The 21,650-nt window shown below is 53.9% G+C and carries 19 protein-coding genes; all 19 read right to left on the bottom strand.

Translation table 11 applies throughout. From position 1 onward, the window contains the following. Positions 1 to 31: 31 nt before the first annotated feature. The 19 genes from ACWI0H_RS00660 to flhD all read right to left on the bottom strand — a co-directional run bounded on the left by ACWI0H_RS00660 (position 32) and on the right by flhD (position 21,621). Positions 32 to 733: an RNA polymerase sigma factor FliA gene (locus tag ACWI0H_RS00660; protein ID WP_101145811.1), complete on the bottom strand. Its 702-nt coding sequence runs from the start codon at positions 731 to 733 to the stop codon at positions 32 to 34. A 26-nt stretch (positions 734 to 759) separates the two neighbouring features. Further along, on the bottom strand, positions 760 to 1,188 hold the full coding sequence (locus tag ACWI0H_RS00655; RefSeq protein ID WP_101145812.1) for a flagellar protein FlhE: 429 nt from the start codon (positions 1,186 to 1,188) through the stop codon (positions 760 to 762). A gap of 25 nt (positions 1,189 to 1,213) precedes the next feature. Beyond that, positions 1,214 to 1,789, bottom strand: a complete 576-nt coding sequence (locus ACWI0H_RS00650) for a hypothetical protein (RefSeq protein WP_101145813.1) — start codon at positions 1,787 to 1,789, stop codon at positions 1,214 to 1,216. Next, positions 1,786 to 4,014, bottom strand: coding sequence for a flagellar biosynthesis GTPase FlhF (gene flhF / locus ACWI0H_RS00645; protein WP_485874557.1), 2,229 nt, complete (start codon positions 4,012 to 4,014; stop codon positions 1,786 to 1,788). The genes ACWI0H_RS00650 and flhF overlap by 4 nt, the downstream gene beginning before the upstream one ends. A 56-nt stretch (positions 4,015 to 4,070) precedes the next feature. Then, the gene (gene flhA / locus ACWI0H_RS00640) at positions 4,071 to 6,161 is read right to left on the bottom strand and encodes a flagellar biosynthesis protein FlhA (protein WP_290670186.1); all 2,091 of its coding nucleotides are present in this window, start codon (positions 6,159 to 6,161) and stop codon (positions 4,071 to 4,073) included. Then, positions 6,158 to 7,324 (bottom strand): flagellar biosynthesis protein FlhB, encoded by a 1,167-nt coding sequence (flhB, locus tag ACWI0H_RS00635; RefSeq protein WP_101145816.1) that lies wholly within the window; start codon positions 7,322 to 7,324, stop codon positions 6,158 to 6,160. The genes flhA and flhB overlap by 4 nt, the downstream gene beginning before the upstream one ends. Before the next feature lie 103 nt (positions 7,325 to 7,427). Further along, a complete protein-coding gene (gene cheZ / locus ACWI0H_RS00630; RefSeq protein ID WP_101145817.1) occupies positions 7,428 to 8,123 on the bottom strand; it encodes a protein phosphatase CheZ in 696 nt (231 codons plus the stop codon). 42 nt (positions 8,124 to 8,165) lie between these two features. Then, positions 8,166 to 8,555: a chemotaxis response regulator CheY gene (gene cheY, locus ACWI0H_RS00625; RefSeq protein ID WP_009097747.1), complete on the bottom strand. Its 390-nt coding sequence runs from the start codon at positions 8,553 to 8,555 to the stop codon at positions 8,166 to 8,168. A 70-nt stretch (positions 8,556 to 8,625) separates the two neighbouring features. Further along, a complete protein-coding gene (locus ACWI0H_RS00620) occupies positions 8,626 to 10,317 on the bottom strand; it encodes a methyl-accepting chemotaxis protein (protein ID WP_101145818.1) in 1,692 nt (563 codons plus the stop codon). Positions 10,318 to 10,403: 86 nt separating this feature from the next. Beyond that, positions 10,404 to 11,465 carry a protein-glutamate methylesterase/protein-glutamine glutaminase gene (locus ACWI0H_RS00615; protein ID WP_101145819.1) on the bottom strand — a complete coding sequence of 354 codons (1,062 nt, stop codon included), beginning with the start codon at positions 11,463 to 11,465 and terminating at the stop codon, positions 10,404 to 10,406. A 91-nt stretch (positions 11,466 to 11,556) separates the two neighbouring features. Beyond that, entirely contained in the window at positions 11,557 to 12,429 is an 873-nt protein-coding gene (locus ACWI0H_RS00610) for a CheR family methyltransferase (RefSeq protein WP_485874556.1), read from the bottom strand. Continuing rightward, positions 12,426 to 14,597 (bottom strand): methyl-accepting chemotaxis protein, encoded by a 2,172-nt coding sequence (locus tag ACWI0H_RS00605; RefSeq protein ID WP_485874555.1) that lies wholly within the window; start codon positions 14,595 to 14,597, stop codon positions 12,426 to 12,428. Before ACWI0H_RS00605 ends, ACWI0H_RS00610 begins: the two co-directional genes overlap by 4 nt. A gap of 58 nt (positions 14,598 to 14,655) precedes the next feature. Then, positions 14,656 to 15,933 carry a methyl-accepting chemotaxis protein gene (locus ACWI0H_RS00600; protein ID WP_485874554.1) on the bottom strand — a complete coding sequence of 426 codons (1,278 nt, stop codon included), beginning with the start codon at positions 15,931 to 15,933 and terminating at the stop codon, positions 14,656 to 14,658. A gap of 131 nt (positions 15,934 to 16,064) precedes the next feature. Then, positions 16,065 to 16,562 carry a chemotaxis protein CheW gene (cheW, locus tag ACWI0H_RS00595; protein WP_101145822.1) on the bottom strand — a complete coding sequence of 166 codons (498 nt, stop codon included), beginning with the start codon at positions 16,560 to 16,562 and terminating at the stop codon, positions 16,065 to 16,067. Beyond that, positions 16,559 to 18,652: a chemotaxis protein CheA gene (cheA, locus tag ACWI0H_RS00590; protein WP_485874553.1), complete on the bottom strand. Its 2,094-nt coding sequence runs from the start codon at positions 18,650 to 18,652 to the stop codon at positions 16,559 to 16,561. Before cheA ends, cheW begins: the two co-directional genes overlap by 4 nt. 52 nt (positions 18,653 to 18,704) lie before the next feature. Further along, positions 18,705 to 19,631, bottom strand: coding sequence for a flagellar motor protein MotB (motB, locus tag ACWI0H_RS00585; RefSeq protein WP_101145824.1), 927 nt, complete (start codon positions 19,629 to 19,631; stop codon positions 18,705 to 18,707). Then, on the bottom strand, positions 19,628 to 20,497 hold the full coding sequence (motA, locus tag ACWI0H_RS00580) for a flagellar motor stator protein MotA (protein WP_101145825.1): 870 nt from the start codon (positions 20,495 to 20,497) through the stop codon (positions 19,628 to 19,630). The genes motB and motA overlap by 4 nt, the downstream gene beginning before the upstream one ends. A 252-nt stretch (positions 20,498 to 20,749) precedes the next feature. Beyond that, the gene (flhC, locus tag ACWI0H_RS00575) at positions 20,750 to 21,292 is read right to left on the bottom strand and encodes a flagellar transcriptional regulator FlhC (protein WP_336273272.1); all 543 of its coding nucleotides are present in this window, start codon (positions 21,290 to 21,292) and stop codon (positions 20,750 to 20,752) included. Further along, positions 21,289 to 21,621 (bottom strand): flagellar transcriptional regulator FlhD, encoded by a 333-nt coding sequence (gene flhD, locus ACWI0H_RS00570; protein ID WP_101145827.1) that lies wholly within the window; start codon positions 21,619 to 21,621, stop codon positions 21,289 to 21,291. Before flhD ends, flhC begins: the two co-directional genes overlap by 4 nt. Positions 21,622 to 21,650: the final 29 nt, after the last annotated feature.

Raw genomic sequence — 21,650 nt, 5'->3', positions numbered from 1 at the left:
TTGCCGGTCACAAGTGAGTAAAAAAGAGGTGTTATGCCGAGTCGTGTAAACGCGCACGTAAACGGCTGACGGCCTGACTGTGTAGTTGAGAAACGCGTGATTCCGTTACGCCCAACACAGCCCCTACTTCCTTGAGGTTGAGTTCTTCCTGGTAATACAGTGCCATGAGCAGTTTTTCACGCTCTGGCAGTGCGTCAATCGCATCAATCAGCGTTTGCCGCTGCTGGCCATCAAGCAACTGCTCGAACGGTGAGTTGCTCAGTTCATTACTGACCGGCTCGCCGCCATCGGCCACCAGCTCTTCAAACGGCAGCAATTGGCCACTGTTGGTGTCATTGAGGAGCTGCTGGTATTCACTCAACGGCATTTCAAGATGGTGGGCGATTTCGTTCTCTTCCGGTGCTCGCCCCAGCTGTTGTTCTAACTGGCGAACGGCATTGTCTACTGCGCGCGCTGAACGACGCACACTGCGGGGCAGCCAATCGCGGGTGCGCAATTCATCCATCATCGCACCGCGAATTCGTTGGCTGGCAAAGGTCGCAAAGGTCGCACCTTGGGTAGCATCAAAGCGACCGAGCGCTTCCAGCAGCCCTACCATCCCTGCTTGAATAAGGTCATCGAGCTCAATGCTGGCTGGTAAGCGGACCTGAAGCGTCAAGGCCTGACGTCGTACCAGTGGCATATATTGCGTCAACAGCTCACTCTGTTTGATCCTACCTTGTGCTGTGTACATCCTTTCGCCTCGCGGCTATACAGCCTTCACTGATAGTTCACAATCATTTGCAGCCCCTGCACTCGAACCGGCCGTTGGCCTGGGCGTAAGGCGAAACGAAAATGCAATGGCACACCTGCCGTCCGTCCTGCCAATGCGGTAGTGGACCCGCGCATGCCGGTTAACGCAACGCACTGCTCAGGATGGCACAACCAAGCGTTTAACAGCGCACCGGGAGGATGGCTGAACTGCCACTGAATACGCTCAAGCTGCTTTGTCCGAAGATTCGCCGCAGCGGGCGGAGAAACGTTTTGGCTAGCGCTTGCCCGATCACTCATCGCCACCATCAGCCCAGGAACCTGGGTGCTCCAACTGCCGGTAGCGGCCTGGGCACTCGCCGTTAATCCTGCCAGTAACCACCCTGTTAGCAGTAGCGCCACCAGCGGCAGCGCCCTTCTTAATTGCAAGCTTAGCATGCTTAGTCACCTTGGCGGAGTATGCTCATCGTGCAAGTACCAGTAGTTCCATATTTAAGTAGTATTCGGCGGCACCACGCAAGTTGTCGAGCAATCCCTGGCGCGGCAAATGCGGTTCATGAAGCGCTAGCAAACGACGCGGCCCACCGTGTTCCTGTAGCTGGCGCAAGGTGCTGTACATGGCAGCAAAGGCATCGGCATCGCTATTGATCCATAGTGCCCAACGGCTGTACTGAGCGCGTAACTGAGCAAGGTCAGCAGTATCTGCCGCCACGATATGCACATCCCAGTCTTCAGGGTCACCGGCCCAGCTTCGACCTAACGTGGACCACTGCCCCAGACGTGCTTTGACTTTGTTTACCTGAGAGGCACCGCTACCGGGCAGCCCAACCACTATAAGCGGAATTTTGGGTCTGGGTGGCGCTATCGCCTCAGGCGCTTCTGCTTCTACTGCTGCAGCCGTAGGCGTTAATAACGATGGGCTCTGTTCTGGTTCTGGCACATGCTCGGCCGCCGCGACATCAACCGCCCCTTCCGCCTGCTGCTGGCGCTGCAGATTCGCCCACTTACGCAGCCCTGAAGCTTGATCTTGATCGCTCACGTCACACCCTCTCGGCTGACACTGCCCATTTGGCGAATCGCATCGCGGGCCATAAACGCGTAAACCAGCGCATCAAGCATGCCAGTATCGCGACGCCGACGGCTCGTGCCTAATAAATTGAGCAGGTCGCCGCGCAGCGTTTGCGCCTCTTCATCATCGGCAACATCAAGATGCCCGGCAACGGATGCCAAGCCGCTGGCCATGAGTAGGCGCACTTCGGCATTAACATCGCCGCTGTCGGCCTCTTTTAACTGCTGCCAAGCGCGGCGTGTTAATGCCGCTAAGCCATCGCTTTGAAGTTGTGTTAACAGTAGCGAGAGCACCTCGGCTCCCAGCCGAGCAGGGGTAAGCCAGTAGCGGCGCGCTACCACTTTGGCGCTTTCCGGATCACGCACTTCACCGTACCAAGCAAGCAGGGCATAACCCGTCGCATCCTCTACTTCGGCGTAGGCGGTCCACAGCTGCACGGATTGACCACGAAAACGAACGCCCACTTGGTGCGTCAGCACGCTGTCATTAAACAGCTGACGAATGGACTGGCGCTCGTGGTGAAAGCGTACCCGATGACTAGGGGATACTTGGCTGACCCAGGTCAAATGCTCGGCTTCCAACCACGCCAACGCATCAGGCTCGGGTAAGCGCGGCAATAAATGCACCGCGACGCCGCTTGATTCCGTCAGCGCGGCTAAGCGCGGCTGCCACCCAGCAGCATGGCGATGCTGTAACCAGGGTAGCGCCAGCCAAGCGCCCTCTGTGTCCAGGCCAATATCGGGCATTGCCCAGTCGCAGCCGCGCTCATTCCGCCGAGCTGACCACGCCATACCCAACGTCGTATTCACGGCGGGATAGTGGGCGAGCAATGCGTCCAAACGCTCTTCCTGCAGTCGGCTTGGGAGTGACGCTAAATCCCAGATCGCTTCTAATTCCGTAAATCCCGTCACGCGTTGGCGCAGCCGCGCCAGTAGCGACGACAAGCGGCGCCCTTGCCCGAGTACATCCCGCGACCAGCGCGGCATCCCCATGGGGACGTCAGCGCTTTGTACCTGTTCGCGCTGCGGCGTTGCCGTACTTAGCGCTTGATCCACGAGTGCTTCAGGGGAAGCAATGGCCATATCTTCAGGCACCTGCTGACCATTTGAACCAAACAGCACACGCATCCCGTGGCGCATCACAATGTCGAGCACCGGCGCGAGGCGCCCCGCTTCATCCTGTTTAGTAATAATACAATCGTCTAACTCTGCCCCCGCCGCACGGGCAGCCTGACGATAACGCAGCACGACCTCTTCGAGGGTTTCCGGCTGGCTGGCGGCATTGAGCAGTAGCACCAGGCGCACTCGCGAGCGTCCCCCTTGCAGGTGGGCAATCTGCTCAATCACCCGCTGGTCACGCTGGCTCATGCCTACGGTGTCGATAATCACCCACTGCTTGCCCTGCAAGCGGCCCAGTAAATCGTCGATGGGTTGCTCGGCATCCAGCGCGTACATGGGCGTGTCCAGCAAACGCGCATAGATGCGTAGCTGCTCGTGGGCACCAATACGAAAGCTATCGGTAGTCACCAAGGCAACGGGGCGGGTACCGTGGCGCATCACAAAACGCGCGGCCAATTTAGCCGTGGTGGTGGTTTTGCCTACCCCCGTGGGGCCCACCAACGCAACGATACCGGTTTGGTCGAAAAAGCTGGCTTCATCGCTCAACACACAAAGGCGTTCGATCAGCTGCTGTCGCAGCCACTGCAGGGGCGCTTCGCTGTCGGCATTTAACGCGGCAAGCGGTTCGGGAAGCCCTGTCAGTAGCTCATCGGCAAGCTCGCTGCTAAAACCAACGTTCCATAGCAGTTGGCGCAGGCGGGCGGCCGTTCCCGTTGCTAGCGGCGGCTGGTAGGCAGCCGCTTTTGCGGGTGCGCTGCTTGCCAGCAGCTCACGCATATCCTGCATCTCACGCAATAACCGCTCGCTCATTGCCTGCATGGAGTCTTGCATTGGCGGCGCTGGCGATGGTTCTGGAGACGATAGCCCTGGGGACGATGCCCCTGAAGACGACGGCTCTGGAGGAAGTGACTCTGGCGAAGGCTCAAAATGGTCAATAGCTTCATCCGCCATGGCCAGAATCTCAACGCCCCCTTCGGTGCGCCGATTAGCCACAATCAGGGCATCTTCACCGAGCGCTTCGCGCACTTGGCGCATCACATCACGACTGTTGGCTCCCACGAAACGTCTAACGCTCATGACTTACCCTTTGCCTATGCTGAAAATGGTCAACGCTAGCCTATCACGGCAGGTGGCTACGAACGCCCGCCGACTAGGGTGGTGACCCTTAATGTACGGTCATCGGGAATCTCGGCTTGCGACAACACCGACATATGCCGTAGGCGACGGCGTAAAAAGCGCGAAAGCACTGCCCGCAACGAATGCTGCACGACCAGCACCGGCGGCTCGCCTGAGCTTTCGTGACGCTCTAGCGCCTGCTGCGCCTGGGTCATCAGTGTCTCGGCCAGGCCAGGTTCCATGGCACCGTTGCCATTCATCGCCTGTACCAGCACTTGTTCCAACTGAGCATCCAGCCCCATCACATTGAGCGTCTCTTGGCCGGCAAACCACTGCTGAACAATGGCACGCCCCAAGGACACACGGACTAGCGCGGTCAGCTCGTTGGGGTCTTTTTGCTGGGTGGCGTACTCCGCCAGGGTATCCAAAATGGTGCGCATATCACGGATGGACACGTCTTCATCGAGCAGGTTTTGTAAAATACGCTGCAATACCGTCAACGAAATCGCTTTTGGAATGACTTCTTCGACCAGGGCTTTTTGATCATCGCCCATTTTATCCAGCAGCTTCTGCACTTCTTGGCGGCCTAACATTTCAGGTGAGTGGCGGTGCAGCAGGTGGTTCAAGTGGGTCGCAATCACGGTGCTGGCATCAACCACGGTGTAGCCATATACCTGAGCGTGCTCACGCTGGCCGCTTTCAATCCACACAGCGGGCAAACCAAAGGCTGGGTCTTGGGTATGAGTGCCCTGCAATTCGCCTGAGACCTGGCCTGGGTTAATCGCCAGCCATTTACCCGGCTGCGCTTCGGCGCGGCCGATTTCAGCGCCTTTCATCGAAAGCACATAGGCGTTGGGCGGCAGCTCTAAATTATCGCGGATATGCACGACCGGCGGCAAAAAGCCCACTTCTTGAGCAAACTTTTTGCGCACACTTTTAATGCGCCCAAGCAGCTCACCTTTTTGGCGCGAGTCCACCAGCGGTATTAAGCGATGGCCCACTTCCAGGCCAAGAGTATCGACCAGCTGCACATCTTCCCAGCTTGCTTCCGGGGTCTCTTGTACAGGCACGGGGGCTGCGTCAATTTCCTCTTTAACCAAGGCCTTCTCTTTTTGGCGCGACAACAGCCACGCTAAACCACCCAGCAGCGCGGTGAAGAAGAGAAAGACAAAATTGGGCATGCCGGGCACCATGCCTAGCAAGCCCATGACCACGGCGGCTAAGATCAGTACCTGGGGGTTAACGAACAGCTGGCTCAGCATTTGCTGGCCAATATCCTCGTTCGTGTCGGTGCTCACCCGCGATACCGTGACACCCGCTGCGGTCGAGATCACCAGGGCGGGAATTTGCGCCACCAGACCATCGCCGATCGCCAGCAACATATAGGTTTGGCCAGCCGCGCCAAAGCTCATGTCATGCTGCAACATACCAATCATCAGCCCGCCGATGATATTGACCACCATAATTACCAAACCAGCAATGGCGTCACCACGGACAAACTTGCTCGCACCGTCCATCGAGCCAAAGAAATCAGCCTCTTGGGCGACTTCTGCACGGCGCTTTTTGGCGTCTTCTTCGCCGATTAAACCGGCGTTAAGGTCGGCATCGATGGCCATTTGCTTGCCGGGCATCGCATCCAGCGTAAAGCGCGCACCCACTTCAGCAATACGGCCAGCACCTTTGGTAATGACCATGAAGTTGATAATGACCAGAATCAGGAAGACCACCAGGCCCACCGCGAAGTTACCGCCGACCAAGAACGCCCCAAACGCTTCAATTACCTTACCCGCGGACGCACCGCCTTGGTGGCCCTCCATTAACACTACCCGAGTGGAGGCGACGTTAAGCGAAAGACGCAACAGTGTGGTGAATAGCAACACAGCAGGAAACGCCGCAAAATCAAGCGGCTTCTGCGTAAACATGCTGACCATCAACACCATAATGGCCAAGGCAATATTGAAGGTGAAGAGTAAATCGAGCGCAAAGGGAGGCAAGGGCACAATCATCATGCCCAAAATCATCAGGATGAGCATCGGCCCGACCAGCAGCTTCATGCGCACGTTACCCATCCAGTCGCGCCGACCAATTAGCTGGTTTAAGCCTTTCATGATTGCGCCTCGTTACCGCCGGTGCCACGCCCGGGGTTTTCCAGCTCTGGGGGAACCGGTAGGTTATCGGGTGTTGGGGGCACGTCACCTCCTTGTTGTGCGACTTGTTTAAGCCGGTAGGCCCAGGCCATTACTTCAGCGACCGCAGTATACAGTTCGGCGGGAACCTCCGCATCGAGATCCACGTGATGGTACAGTGCGCGCGCTAATGGCGCTGCTTCTAAACGGGCAACGCCTGCTTCCTCACCAATTTCGCGAATACGCAAGGCCACCGCATCGGCACCTTTTGCTACCAAACGCGGGGCACCCATGCTGCCTTCCTGATACATCAGCGCTACTGCATAGTGGGTCGGGTTGGTAATGATGACGTCGGCCTGGGGCACTTTACTCATCATTCGGCCCCGCGCCATGGCCTGTTGCTGCTGGCGAATACGCGCTTTCAAGAGTGGGTCACCTTCAGACTCTTTATGCTCGCGCTTGATTTCTTCTTGGCTCATGCGCAGCTTTTTGGCGTTGCTCCAAAGCTGAAAGGGCACGTCGATCAAAATAACCACGATAAGCACCAGCACCATCAGGCCAGCCGCTTGAGCCGCCATACGCAGCGCGTTGGTGAGCGCCTGCTGGATAGGCTGGTCCATCAGCGCCATAAACTTGCCGATGTTGTAATACAAAAACACCGAGACAACACCGCCTACCAACACCGATTTGGCGATAGCTTTCGCCAATTCCACCAGTGCCTGAGAGGAGAAGATCCGCTTTACACCCTTAATCGGATCGAGCTTGGAAAGCTTAGGCTGCATCGACTTCCCTGATATCAACCAGCCGCCCAGCAGCCCGGGCGCTATTAACGCGATGATGGTTAATAGTAAGAACAGCGGCATCATGGCCAATAGCGTGCGCTGACCAAGATCAAGCGCGTTGACCAGCATGGGCGTGCTTTCCATTGCCTGGCGACGTTCAAATAGGAACGCCTGCTCCATCACCATGCCTAACTGGTTATAAAGCATACTACCCATGCTCGATAGGCCAATGACGCCGCCCAATAAGAGCATAAACGTGGTTAGCTCGAGGGAGCGAGGTACCTGCCCCTCTTCACGCGCTTTTTCCTTACGTCTGGGCGTGGCTTCTTCGGTCTTTTCCTGGTCGCTATCGTTATCTGCCATAAGTCATCCGACCAGGTGAAACAAAGGTTATCACGTATTCAGCCGCCCATAGGGACGGCTAAATGGCGCTCTTATTTGCCCGCAGGGCGTTTAACCACGTGCTCTAAAAGCCTAGCTCGTCCAATAAGTCGTCGACTTGATCCTGCCCAGTGACGATATCAGGTGCATTGTCCCTTACTTGCGGCCCATTCAAAAGCTCTTCGTTACGCCGTGCATTGTCGCTTTTCCACTGATCCTCGACCTTGCGCTGCATCGTTTCTCGTGCATGGGCGCCCGGCGCGTTTTCGATCAGCACCTGTACCAGCTGATGTTCGATCTCTTGGATCACGTCCATCATCTTCTTAATCACCTGGCCGGTCAGGTCTTGGAAGTCCTGGGCCATCATAATTTCCATCAACTCTTTGTTGGTCGCTGAGGCCATATCGGGCACGTCACTAAGATAAGTCCGTGTCTCAATGACCAACGCTTTGGCCTCATCCAGCTCTTTGGGGGCTTCAAACCACTCGGCCCAGCGTTTATCCAAGGCGCTGGCACGGTCCGACAACTGATCCTGGAGCGGCTGCGCACGATCAATGGCATTGAGCGAGCGGTCTGCTGCCTGTTCTGTCATGGTAGCGACATAGTGCAAGCGGTCACGCGCATCCGGAATGGCTTCTGCCGCTTTCTCAATCTCTTTATCCAGCCCCAGCTCACGCATATTTTCGCGCAGCATGCGCGTTAATTTGCCAATGCGGTGAATTAGGTCTTCAGCGGCGTCTTCAGACAGCTGGGCAGAACCGGGCTGCTCATTCTGACTCATTATGTGGTCTCCTCGTTAACCAGGCACGCAGGCCTAGCCGCTTTATTTACCCATTTTGTCGAAGATTTTATTGAGCTTCTCTTCAAGGGTAGCGGCAGTGAACGGCTTGACGACATAGCCGTTAGCGCCCGCCTGAGCGGCCGCAATGATATTTTCTTTTTTTGCTTCAGCGGTCACCATCAACACAGGAAGTCCCTTCAAGGCCTCATCCTGGCGGATCTCCTTAAGCATCTCTAAACCATCCAAATTCGGCATATTCCAATCGGAAACGACGAATTCAAAGTTGCCTGCACGCAGCTTATTGAGCGCGTCTTGACCATCTTCTGCTTCATCCACATTGGTGAAGCCCAGTTCCTTAAGCAGGCTACGCACGATCCGACGCATGGTAGGAAAGTCATCTACAACCAGGAAACTCATATTCTTATCTGCCATCGGTCATCCTCTCGTCAATACATGGCACATGGGGTGACTGGTAAGTACAGTCAGGGGTTAAAACGCTTCCTTAAAATTCTTCCCACTCTTCGTGGTCACTGCGCTGCGCGGCAGGCCGACGGGCTGGCTGGTCGGCTCTGGCGGCAGGCATTGTCTGAGAGGTCGAAGTCGCTGACGGTAGCGATTGATGCGCCGCCGCCTGCATACCCAACAGTTTGAAGACTGCAACGGCCTGCTCTAAGCGATTGGCCTGCTCTTCCAACGAAGCCGCAGCAGCAGACGCTTCTTGCACCAGCGCAGCGTTTTGTTGAGTGACTTGATCCATCTGGCCAACGGCTTGGCTGACCTGTTCAATGCCGTCGCTCTGCTCTTGGGAAGCGGCAGAAATTTCATCCATGATATCGGTGACCCGGCGTACCGCGGTGACGACATCAGACATCGTGGTACCTGCCTGCTCGACCAGGGTGGAGCCTTGTTGGATCTGCGTTACCGAGGCATCAATCAGGGTTTTAATCTCTTTGGCAGCATCGGCACTGCGGCTGGCCAAATTGCGCACTTCCCCCGCCACGACCGCAAAGCCGCGGCCTTGCTCGCCGGCACGCGCCGCTTCTACCGACGCATTGAGGGCCAAGATATTGGTTTGAAAGGCAATCGAATCTATAACGCTGGTGATATCGGCGACTTTTTTCGAGCTGGTAGAGATGCCGTGCATGGTCTGAACCACTTGCGCGACGACTTGGCCGCCACGTTCAGCAGTGGTTGAAGCGTCAGCTGCCAACGTACTGGCTTGGCGGGCGTTATCGGCATTCTGTTTTACCGTCGCGGTCATCTCTTCCATGCTGGCGGCAGTTTCTTGAATCGATGCGGCCTGCTGTTCAGTGCGCGATGAGAGATCGGCGTTGCCGCTGGCAATCTCACGGGTACCGTGGTGAATCTCATTACTGCCTTCACGCACCCGGCTAACGATATTGGTGAGGTTCTGCTGCATGGTGCCCATAGCACCAAACAGGCGGCCAATTTCATTTTTACCCGCTTCTGGCAATGGATCGGTCAGATCAGCCTCTGCAATCGCATCCAGGCGCTGAATGGCGCCTCTTAGTGGTGCAATCACCGTACGGCGCAAACCTAAGTAGGTCACTAAGGTCATCAGCAAGGCAAAGATAACTACCCCCGCATTAATCATAGTAAACAGATTGCCCTGAGCCGCTGCATCGGTGCGAATAGCATCTACCCGCTGGAAACCGTACTCAACAAACGCCGTCATACTCGTTGCCAAATTGCTTAATGGCTCAACCAGCTCGTCACGTAGGTTGTTGTAGCTGGTCACATCCATATATTCGAAAGTTTCGTGTTGCTGCTTAACTAGCCCGAGTACAGACCGAAAATCTGCAGTTAAAGCGTCCCCTAACGCTTTTCCTTGTGGCGATAGAGAAGTTGCAGCAAAGCGTTCAAAACGCTCCTCTGCCCGCGCAATGCGATCACCAGCGATGGCGACTTGTGCATTGGATTGCTGGGTCTGGCCGACCATCAAATAGTTAGAAGCGGTTTCCATCTCCAGCATCGCTTGGTTTAACAGCGAGTCGGCACGGTTAATCTCATTTAACTGCGCATCGCTAATACTACTGAGCGTCGACAGATTACTTTGTGAATTGCGGTCGGCCACAACCGCCATGCCCGCAATTAATAATATTAGGGTGGTAAAGCAGACGAGTGCCGTGACCACAGCGGCGTGGATACTCAAATTGCGTAGTAAACGATTCATTGGGAGTTCCCTTGCGAGCTTATTAATTTTTATGCCACTTTTTCACAATGCTTAGACTAGCTTTAAGCTAAGTATAATGATCCGCCCTAAACGCGCTGCGCGCGGCCTGAGGCTGCGATTAGCGCCATCATGCGCGTGGGAATGTCGTCTAACGCCACCACTTCCACCGCACCACCCACCGCAATGGCCTCACGGGGCATGCCGAAGACCACACACGTTTGCTCATTCTGGGCAATGGTCGGCGCTCCCGCTTGTCGCATCTCAAGTAAGCCTGCTGCGCCGTCTTTACCCATGCCGGTCAAAATCACTCCAATGGAATTTTTACCTGCGTGCTGCGCCGCGGAGTGAAATAACACATCTACCGACGGTCGGTGGCGGTTTACCGGTGGGCCACTGTCTAAGCGCGCCACATAGTTAGCGCCACTCCGCGCTAATTTGAGATGCTGATCACCGGGGGCGATATAAGCGTGCCCTGGTAGAATCCGCTCGCCATCAGTCGCCTCTTTAACGGTAATTCGGCATAGCCGATCTAAGCGCTCGGCAAATGAGCGGGTAAAGCCGCCAGGCATATGCTGAGTAATCAAAATGGCGGGGGCGTTAGCCGGTAGGGGCTCAAGCACTGATCGAATCGCTTCGGTGCCACCGGTTGATGCACCAATAATAATCAGCTTCTCGCTGGTGACTAACGGGGCCTTTAAGGCGACAGGCGGCGGGGTATTTTTATGCCGCGCCTGGCGAGGCCGAGAGCGCGCCGCAGCACGTATTTTTTCGGCGATCTCGTCGGCGTACTCCATCATGCCATTGCGAATACCCAGGCTTGGCTTAGCAACAAAATCAAGCGCACCAAGCTCAAGCGCGCGCAGGGTAATTTCCGAACCGCTTTGGGTTAGCGACGACACCATGAGCACCGGCATGGGCCGCAGACGCATTAAGCGTTCGAGAAAATCCAGGCCATCCATGCGTGGCATTTCGACGTCTAGGGTCAACACATCAGGATTGTGCTGCTTGATCAAATCCCTGGCGGCAATAGGGTCAGGCGCTACCGCAACGACTTCCATATCAGACTGGGAATTAATAATTTCCGTTAATAAATCGCGAATTAGCGCCGAATCATCGACACACAGTACTTTGATCTTGGCTGCGCTCAAAGCACGCCTCCTCTTGCTGTAGACGCCTGATGTGTGATTGCAACCGCTGGAGCCACAGCGCCTGAAGCGATCATAAAGACACGACAATTGTTCATTTTTTTGCCAGGGTATAGACGGTCTGGCCGCGTAGTTTGAAAGCGTCGCTGATATACGAGAAGTTTTCTGAGTGGCCGGCAAACAGCAACCCATCCGGCTTCATCAGTGGCGCAAATCGCTTGAGTATTTTTGATTGAGTATCTTTATCAAAATAAATCATGATATTCCGGCAGAACACCGCATCAAAAAGCCCCTTAATTGGCCATTGCGGCGCCAGCAGGTTAAGTGGCTGAAACTCGACGAGGGCCGACACTTCAGGCCGGATCCGCGCAAAGCCTGCATGGTTACCGGTACCTTTCTGGAAAAAACGCTTTACCCGCGCTTCATCAAGCTTGCGCACCTGTTCTAGCGGGTAGACGCCTGCGCGGGCTCTAGCCAACGCATCTGTATCGATATCGGTGGCAATCACTTTGGCTTGTGACGCTTTAGCGCCTAATGTTTCTAAAAGTGTCATGGCTAGTGAGTAAGGCTCCTCCCCAGTGGAGGCTGCCGAACACCAGATTGTGACCGGGTCTTGCTTATTTTTTATATGCTCAGCGAGCAGTGGGAAATGGTGCGCTTCACGAAAAAAAGCCGTGAGATTGGTCGTCAGGGCGTTGGTGAACGCCTCCCACTCCTTAGCCTCAGGCTGGCGCTCCAGGCGCTGCAGATAATCGGTAAAGCGTGTCAGACCGTGGTGGCGCAGCCGCTTGGCTAGGCGGCTATAGACCATTTCACGCTTATGTTCTGCCAGCACAATCCCGGCACGCTGATAAATCAGCTCACGAATACGCTTAAAATCCGCATCAGTGAGTATCAGATCTCGCTCGATCTGATTATTGGATGCCCACTGACCAGCATCTACAACCCCTTCACGTTGTTCGGTCAAAACGCTTCCCACTCCTCTACTGAGGCTGCTTGCCGTTTAACGGGCGAATTAGGCGACGTTGCACTAGGCGGCTGAGCGGCTAGTGCGCTGGGCATCTGCGCGACAGGGTTGGTTGCTGTTAACGTAGGCGGACGTAAAGCGCCGTTGCTATTTAAGCGAAATGCTTCCACTGATAGCGCTAATAGTCCCGCCTGTTTCTCTAAGGAAACAGCCGCGCGGGCCGTCTCTTGAACACGCAAGGCATTACGCTGTGTCGCTTGATCCATTTCTGCCACCGCCTGGTTGACCTGCGTAATCCCATTACTCTGCTCTTCAGAAGCGGCCGAAATCTCATGCATAATTTGAGTCACGCTACGTGCAGCTTCTGCCACTTCGCCGATCGCCTCTTCAGCTTTGGTTACCAAACTGGAACCGGCGCTAACCTCGCGATTAGAGCCATCAATCAAGCCACGAATTTCTTGAGCAGCACCTGCACTGCGGCCCGCCAGATTACGCACCTCTTCGGCAACCACCGCAAAACCACGCCCATGCTCGCCAGCACGTGCCGCCTCTACCGACGCATTCAGCGCCAGAATATTGGTCTGAAATGCTATTGAGTCGATCACGTTGATGATATCGGCCATCTGCTGGGAGCTTTGGGTAATCCGCTGCATATTGTCGACCAGCTGTGCCATTAGCTCGCCAGTATTTGTTACCTGGATAGCATTGTTATCGGCTAAGCGGCGGGCTTCTTGAGCATTTTCGCTGTTTTGCCGCACAGTAGAGGTCATTTCTTCCATGCTGGAAGCCGTCTGCTGCAGAGAGGCCGCTTGCTGCTCAGTGCGCGCCGATAGCTCTTCATTACCAATGGCAATGTCCCGGGCAGCAGGAGTGACAACATCAATACCCCCTTTGACGTCGGCGATGATGCTGCTGAGGCTCTTGCGCATGGTGTTGAGCGAGTCCATTAACTGGCCCACTTCGTCACGCCTCGGCGGTGGTACTTTTGTCGCCAAATTTCCGCCTGCAATTTGCAGCGTAAAACGCGCTGCACTTTTTAAGGGACGAGTAATCGAACGCAGCGTCAATACACCAATCAAAATGAGCAACAATAAACCAACGCCAAGCACGATGGTTTGCGCACCGAGCATGGTGGCTTGCCCTTGCTGGGCGTCAACGGCCATGGATTCCGCTGCTTGTTGTTTCTGGGCAATCAGTTGATTAACCATTCCTGACAAGTCGCGACCATCGCTGTTCATCACGTTGATGACTGCATCTAATCCGGTAAAGGCTTGATAGGTTTCTTCCGCTTGCAAAACACTGGCAGCTTGGCCCATACCATTGTCTAAAAATGCCTGTAACTGCTGATCAAACTCACCGGCGAGTTCGGTTTTATTGACGTCTCGAGAGTAGTATTCCTGCCATACGGCGGCGACTTCTGCAGTGCTCTCTTCAATACTTTCGCCCATTTCAAAACGCTGATTGATGAGATCCATACGTTCCGGCTCAATCATCGCTTGCCGGGTTTGGGCGATGGTTTGATCGATTTGCTGCAAGCGAATGACATCGCGCAAACCATCATTATTTAGCTGCGCCAAACGCTCGCCGGAGGCATTTAAGCCATAAAGCCCCAAGCCGCCACTCATAAGCAGTAGCCCCCCTGCCACCACAATCATGCCTGCCAATCTTGCCCGAATAGTATCGAGTCGCACTCGAGCCAGACGGCTGAACAGACCTTTCTGACGTAAACGACCTTTATCCAAATAGAGCCGTTTATTGCGTCCTTCACGTAGGTCAGCGTAAGCCCGTTCCGCTTGCTCAATAGCCTCCCGTGCGGCTTGAACACGTACCGAGGTATAACCCACCACTTGTTCATCTTCGATAATCGGTGTCACGCTGGCATCCACCCAGTAGTGGTCACCATTTTTACAGCGATTTTTAACCAGTCCACGCCACGTTTCTCCCGTTTGCACGGTTTGCCAGAGGTTTTCAAAGGCTGCTGGTGGCATATCGGGGTGACGTACCAGGTTATGTGGCGCACCTATCAGCTCTGCGTGGTCAAAACCACTAATATCGATAAACGCGGGGTTCGCATAGGTAATACGCCCTTTAGCATCGGTACGTGAGACTAAGAAATCATCTTCTTTTAGCTCGACTTCACGCTGAGAGACTGGCTGGTTATTCCGCATGATCTACCTTTTTAGTGTTTTATTATTTATTAAGAGCGTGCCTGCCCTACCAGACACATTAAAACGATGCCCACTCTTCGCTGTGTTCTGCTGATTGTTTGTGACTCGCTAGGGGCGAGTGTGCTACTACAGCCAGGGCCGGCGTAGGCATGGCAGAAGAAGAGTGATGGTTTGTTGTTTCAGTGACACGGAAGCGCTCCACTGCTTCACGTAAACGAGCCGCTTCACTTTCCAGCTCATTGGCACTTCGCGCCGCCTGCTGAACCAGTTGGGCATTTTGCTGCACCACCTGATCCATTTGTGCAACGGCTTGATTCACTTGGCTAATACCGCTGCTTTGCTGTGCAGAAGCGGCGGCAATATCATCCATAATGTCACTAACGCGCTGAACAGCCGCCACCAGGTCTTGCATCGTTTGCCCGGCTTGATTGACGCGCTGAGTGCCGGTATCGACTTTATTGAGCGAAGCTTCAATCAGCGTTCGGATCTCTTTTGAAGCAGCGGCACTGCGGCTGGCCAGGCTACGCACTTCCTGTGCGACCACCGCGAACCCCCTACCATGTTCGCCAGCACGGGCAGCCTCTACTGAGGCATTCAGCGCCAAAATATTGGTCTGAAACGCAATATTATCGATAACCGTTATGATATCCGACACTTGGTGTGAGCTAGCGCTGATCTCTTGCATGGTATCAACGATTTGCCCGACCTCTTCACCGCTACGTCGTGCAGTTAACGTCGCGCTACCGGCCAGCTGGCTGGCTTGACGAGCATTCTCTGCATTGTGGCCTACCGTAGAAGCTAACTGTTCCATGCTTGAGGCGGTTTCTACTAACGAAGATGCCTGCTGCTCTGTGCGTGAAGAGAGGTCGTTATTACCACTGGCAATTTGCTGGGAGCGCTCATAAATCGATGTGCCACTAGTGCGCACGGTGCCTACCGTTTGGGAGATAGAGCCCTGCATGTGCGCCATCGCACTGTAGAGGCGCCCTATTTCATTATTACCCGGCGAGGTAATACGTTGGCTTAAATCACCCTGTGCCATGCGCTCAAAATGACCCACCAAGCGATCTAACGGGCGCAACACGTTAGCGGTTACTCCCCAGATCACCACGATGACTGTAGTCACCGTCATCGCTACGATGCCAATTAACGTCCAACGTATCGTGGTAGCAAATGCACTGAAGGCGGCTTGCTGGGTCTGCACATCGTTCGATGCTTGCACGATTGCCGCGCCATGGTGCAATGCATAAAGGCCGATACCACTGGCAACTAAGACGAGTACTGATAGGGTCGCAAGCACTAAGCCCCAACTTAAACGCACCGTCATATTATTCATTAATTGCCGCATTTGCTGTGTCACGCCCTTTTCTCCACGCACAACCTGCGCTCTCGGTGCTTTCCATAGCGCGAGAGTGCATCATTAGGTAGAACGTAACCGGCATGTCCCTTATGCCTTGTTGTTTAGGTTTAGTGACTGCTGGTGCTGTCGACTAGCGCCATCTCTTCGCTGGTCAGCAGCTTGTCGATATCGACCAATACCAACATGCGATCATCTAGGCTACCTAAGCCACTCAGGAAATCAGACGAGAGCGTAACGCCAAATTCCGGTGCGGGCTTGATCTGATCGGGCGTCAGCGTCATTACGTCCGAAACGCCATCGACCACGATGCCGACCACGCGGTCTGCGACATTGACGACGATGACCACCGTCTGGCCGCCGTACTCGACGTTTTCAAGATGAAATTTAATACGTAGGTCGACAATCGGCACAATCACGCCGCGCAGATTGGTGACCCCTTTGATAAAATCAGGCGCATTGGCGATCCGAGTCACGTTTTCGTACCCACGGATTTCCTGCACTTTCAAAATATCAATGGCGTACTCTTCATCACCCAATGAAAACACGAGAAATTCGCGGTTTTCGGCTTCTGCGGCTAATACCGCCCCACTGTTGGCTTGACTCATAACGGCTCAGCCTCCTTGAAAAATGAAAAGTTTTGATTGTTCACTACTTTTTTGCCTGCTTCTTTTTTGTACCGGCTTAAGCGATGTAAACCGGTAATATCCAGAATTAACGCAACACTGCCATCGCCTAAAATGGTAGCGGCCGAGATCCCCGGCACTTTGCGGTAATTGTCTTCCAAATTCTTAACCACGACCTGCTGCTGCCCAATCAATTCATCCACCAGCATGGCGTAACGACGGCCTTCGCCCTGCACAATAACGGCAATGCTTTTGGTGGGATCGGTAATGGCGTTCTCAACATCCAGCACTTCGTGAATAGCGATAACGGGCAGGTACTCATCGCGCACTTTGATGACCACATCGTCGCCAGCCATGGCGTACATATCGTCTTTAGAGGGCTGAAGCGACTCAAGCACGGTTGACAGCGGCAGTATGAACGTTTCACCGCCGACTTTAATCGACATACCGTCCAGAATCGCCAACGTCAGCGGCAATACGATGCGCGTATTGGTCCCCTCACCTAGCTTCGACTGAATTTCGACGCGACCGCCCATGCTTTGAATGTTGCGCTTAACGACATCCATACCCACACCACGGCCGGAAACGTCGGTGACCTCTTTGGCGGTAGAAAAACCAGGGGCGAAGATAAGCTGAAAAACCTCTTCGTCAGACATGGAGTCAGAGACGTTAATGCCATTTTCACGGGCTTTAGCAAGCAGACGGTCACGATCCATACCGGCACCGTCATCGCGCACTTCAATCAAAATATTACCGCCTTGATGGCGCGCCGATAGCGTTAATTTACCTACACGCGGTTTGCCAATCGCTTCACGTACATCAGGCATTTCAACGCCATGATCAAGGCTATTGCGCACCAGGTGGGTTAATGGATCGGTGATCCGCTCCACCAGGCTCTTATCCAATTCGGTCGACTTGCCTTCGGTAACCAGCTCAATCTCTTTACCTAGCTTCCCGGCGGTGTCGCGCACTACGCGTGGAAAGCGACTGAAGACAAACTCCATGGGGATCATACGAATCGACATGACCGCCTCTTGGAGGTCACGCGCATTGCGTTGAAGCAGGCTCATGCCATTTTGCAATGAGCTATTACCCACTGACTGATCTTCTAAATCACTAACCGTTTGATCAAGCATCGACTGGGTGATGATCAGCTCACCCACCAAGTTGATAATTTGATCGACTTTATCCACAGAGACGCGGATTGAAGATGACTCGGCGGCGGCTTTTTTAGGTTTCTCTTTGGTCGCTGCTTTTGTCGGGCTCGCCTTTGAGGCTGTTTTTTCCGCAGGCGCTTGCGGCACAGGAGCCGAAGCTTCTGGCTCAGAGGTTGCTGGCGCGGCGTTTGATGACTCAGCAGCAACGCCCTCGACAGCCGTAATCTCAATCTGATCTGGCTCGATAATAAAGCACATGACCGCTTCAATATCGTCTGCACTGTCGCTACTTTTAAGGATGACTTCGTAGCGCTTTGCGTCGCCGGATTGGGACTGCACTTCGCCAAGCTGCTCTAACTCTTCAACCAGCAAAATGCGGTCTTTATCGACAACATTCAGCAGTGCCACTAACAGAAGTCCGTTTGCGCCTTGCTCTTCGCTACTGCTTGCTTCTGCGCTGTTTTCGCTGGTAACAGGTGAAGCCTTGGGCTCAGCCGCTGGAATAGCGGGTCCATCTAACTGTTGCCCAATTTCATCCAGGGCAATCTGTTGTAGCGTTTGGCAAATGCGCTCAAATGCCTCTTGGTTTGGCTCCTCTTCGCTACGGTAGGCATCGAGTTGCTCATGCATGATGTCTTTAGCCTCTAAAAAGGTATCCACGAGGTCGGCGCGCAGCGTTAGCTCACCTTTACGTGCGTAATCGAGAAGGTTTTCCAAAATATGCGTGGTTTTCTGTAACACGACAAAACCAAAGGTCCCAGCTCCCCCTTTGATCGAGTGGGCGGCACGGAAAATAGCATTGAGCTGTTCACTGTCTGGATCATCAACATCCAGCTCCAACAAATGCTGTTCCATATCCGACAGCAGCTCTTCTGCCTCTTCAAAAAAGGTGTCAAAAAAATCCGCTATATCCATTCACCGCTCCACCCTTAACGTCGCTTTTATGAAAGGCTCTGACAGGCTCAGGTCACTCTGGGTCTTGCGCCTGAGGCTCGTCTTGTTGTGGTAATTCTGTTAGCGCTTCAGACGCATCGTCTGGCAGTGAAGCTCCCGGGCCCATAATGGCTGGATTACGGATCGCTTCGGCTATTTCTGGCAGCAGCACCACCAGCTCTATGCGCCGATTAATGGGGTCTGTTGGCTCAGTCTCCGGCAACATGACACGGTCTGCAAAGCCTGATACGCGAAGCAATTGATCTGGGTCAAACCCGCCGGCAATAAGCTCTCTACGCGACGCGTTGGCGCGATCATTGGAGAGTTCCCAGTTGCTATAGCCGCTATAGCCTCCCGCATAGGGAACGCTATCGGTATGGCCCCCAATACTTAGTTCATTGGGTAGCTCGTTAAGTAGTGGTGCGATAGTACGCAGTAGGCTGCGCATATAAGGCGCGACTTGGTCGCTACCCAACTCAAACATGGGCCGCTGATCCGTATCTAATAACTGTATGCGAAGCCCTTCTCGAGTGAGGTCAAAGCGCATCTGAGAGCGCAACTGACGTAGCTCGGGATCTCGCTCGATAGCTCGCTCAATACGCTCTTGCACATTCATAAAGAAGCGTCGATCCTGCGAACTAGGGCGAGAGCGCTGAAGGCTATCAATCATTGCCCGCTCCCCATCGCTATGAGTGGGATCCGGCCCACCGCCAGGAATCGCACTGGTACTACCCGAACGATCGCCCCCCGTAATGGCGCTAATCAGTGGGGTACTGAAATACTCTGCTACGCCCCTGCGCGTCTCTTCGCTGGAAACGCTCAAAAGCCATAGCACCAAAAAAAAGGCCATCAGAGCGGTCATAAAATCCGCTAGGGCAATTTTCCAAGCACCACCGTGATGGGTATGGACGACTTTTTTGCGTCGAATAACGATTGGACGCTTGTCACCACCCTTACTCATGCGCTACCGGCCTTTTTTGCATCTCTCACATACTCTTCAAGCTCTATAAAGCTCGGGCGCTCGGCGGTAAAGAGTGCTTTGCGGCCAAACTCAACGGCCAACTGCGGCGCGTACCCATGCAAGCTTGCAAGCAATGTAATGCGAATACACTGCAGCATTTTTTCGGCTTCTTTAGCCTGCCGTTCGATGTAGCTTGCGAGAGGGCTAACAAAGCCATAGCCCAGCAAAATACCCAAGAAGGTGCCCACTAGCGCTTGGCCGATCATTACGCCCATCTGAGCTGGCGTAGCATCGGCATAGGTGAGTGTTTTAACGACCCCCATCACCGCCGCCACAATGCCGAAGGCAGGCATGGCATCGCCGACTTTGGCAATGGCATCAATGGGGATATGGGCTTCCTGCTCGAAGACTTCAATTTCATGTAGCATCAACTCATCGATTTCCATAGGCTCCATCCCGCCACTGACCATTAAGCGCAGATAGTCCGTCAGGAAATTCATGATGTGGGGATCAGCTAATACCGTTGGGTGCTCTTGAAACAGAGGGCTCTCTTGCGGGTTATCAATATCGCGCTCAATGCCTAGCATGCCCTCGCGGCGAATTTTGGACAGTAGCTTGTACTGCAGCGCCATGAGCTCCATATAAAGCGCTTTGTTATATTTTTTCGCCCGTTTGAGCCGCGGCAGAATTTTAAACGTTGCTTTGATCGCTTTGCCATTGTTGGCAGCGATAAATGCGCCTACCCCAGCACCGCCGATGATGAGTAACTCTAGCGGTTGGTAGAGAGGGCCTAAACTGCCGCCTGCCAGTACATAGCCACCAAATACAGATAGCAATACGATCACATAGCCTAGAGGTATCAGCACAAGCAAGGTCCTTGCGGTATTCAGTGTTAAGTAAGGGAACCAAAACTTAGCCACCTGATCTGATGGTTAAGAAATGTTCCATCCAAAGCACAATTTAGACCCATTATACTAGGGCTAAGCTGCTGTTTAATGAAAAAGTATCATTGGCTTTTGCGTCTATCTACGCCATTGCACTCATATTTTATTATTAAGTATCTATCCCTACGTCTTATACCTTAATTACAGCTAATGGGCGCGTAGTAGATTGAGTTGTTACATTTTTTCACTATTCTCCTGCTGTGCTTTGCCTGTTTTTCCCGCCCGTGAAGGTGGCTGGCATATGCCACATACGTAGTGCTGAGCAGGACTATGCGCATGCGCCACAAACTGGCCGGTGCAACGTGTACATTGATTGCGCTGTAGCAAATCGCTTTCAAAAAACCGTACTAATGTCCAAGCGCGCGTCAACCCAAGCACCGGCTCCACCTTTTCCAACGACATTTGCTCGTCATAAAGCCGATATGCTTTAACGAAGGCATCAATTCGTTCACAACCTGCGGTCTCTTTTAGGCTTATATAAATGTTAAAAAACAGCGACGAATGAACGTTGGGTAGCCAAGTAATAAACCAATCAGTAGAGAACGGCAGCATCCCCTTGGGGGGCGACATGCCCCGCACTTCCTTATACAGCTTGATCAAACGCGTGCGGCTTAATTCCGTTTCTGTTTCCAGCACCTGCAAGCGCGCGCCCAGCTCAATCAATTCGATTGCCAGTTGCACTTGGTGCATTTCATCGACCAAGCTTTTCTGGCTCACTTCACTTCTCCTGACGGCATTGGCTCAAATGGTTCACTAGCCAGCAGCAGCGAAGCATGGAGCCCAGCCAAGCCCTGGTCACGAGGGTTGTCAGTGAGTTGGCGCAGCCGCTCGGCACTCGTTTGACTGAACCGGCACAATAGCTGGCTGGTGCGTGCCAGCTTGGTAAGCTGACGAGCATTGAGTGACACAAGTAGCTCGGCAACCTCGCTATCTATTTTCAGGCGAAACATGGCGGCCTCGCGATCTTCATCAAGCAAGCGCTGCGCCAGAAGTAAATAAGCTAAATTTATTTCCTGAATTTCATCGAGAAAGTTGGTTTGACTCATGATGTCCCATTAAATGACTCAGGCGCGAT

It is taken from the genome of Halomonas sp. NYA30, from assembly GCF_976980765.1.
This window is presented reverse-complemented; position numbering and strand designations above follow the sequence as displayed.

What these genes read in the sequence shown, in the direction of transcription:
- flhB (WP_101145816.1), bottom strand. Translation starts at nt 7,324, where the DNA reads ATGGCAGATAACGATAGCGACCAGGAAAAGACCGAAGAAGCCACGCCC.
- ACWI0H_RS00600 (WP_485874554.1), bottom strand. Translation starts at nt 15,933, where the DNA reads ATGAATAATATGACGGTGCGTTTAAGTTGGGGCTTAGTGCTTGCGACC.
- ACWI0H_RS00660 (WP_101145811.1), bottom strand. Translation starts at nt 733, where the DNA reads ATGTACACAGCACAAGGTAGGATCAAACAGAGTGAGCTGTTGACGCAA.
- ACWI0H_RS00605 (WP_485874555.1), bottom strand. Translation starts at nt 14,597, where the DNA reads ATGCGGAATAACCAGCCAGTCTCTCAGCGTGAAGTCGAGCTAAAAGAA.
- cheA (WP_485874553.1), bottom strand. Translation starts at nt 18,652, where the DNA reads ATGGATATAGCGGATTTTTTTGACACCTTTTTTGAAGAGGCAGAAGAG.
- ACWI0H_RS00655 (WP_101145812.1), bottom strand. Translation starts at nt 1,188, where the DNA reads ATGCTAAGCTTGCAATTAAGAAGGGCGCTGCCGCTGGTGGCGCTACTG.
- cheZ (WP_101145817.1), bottom strand. Translation starts at nt 8,123, where the DNA reads ATGAGTCAGAATGAGCAGCCCGGTTCTGCCCAGCTGTCTGAAGACGCC.
- cheY (WP_009097747.1), bottom strand. Translation starts at nt 8,555, where the DNA reads ATGGCAGATAAGAATATGAGTTTCCTGGTTGTAGATGACTTTCCTACC.
- flhF (WP_485874557.1), bottom strand. Translation starts at nt 4,014, where the DNA reads ATGAGCGTTAGACGTTTCGTGGGAGCCAACAGTCGTGATGTGATGCGC.
- ACWI0H_RS00620 (WP_101145818.1), bottom strand. Translation starts at nt 10,317, where the DNA reads ATGAATCGTTTACTACGCAATTTGAGTATCCACGCCGCTGTGGTCACG.
- cheW (WP_101145822.1), bottom strand. Translation starts at nt 16,562, where the DNA reads ATGAGTCAAGCCAACAGTGGGGCGGTATTAGCCGCAGAAGCCGAAAAC.
- flhA (WP_290670186.1), bottom strand. Translation starts at nt 6,161, where the DNA reads ATGAAAGGCTTAAACCAGCTAATTGGTCGGCGCGACTGGATGGGTAAC.
- flhD (WP_101145827.1), bottom strand. Translation starts at nt 21,621, where the DNA reads ATGAGTCAAACCAACTTTCTCGATGAAATTCAGGAAATAAATTTAGCT.
- motB (WP_101145824.1), bottom strand. Translation starts at nt 19,631, where the DNA reads ATGAGTAAGGGTGGTGACAAGCGTCCAATCGTTATTCGACGCAAAAAA.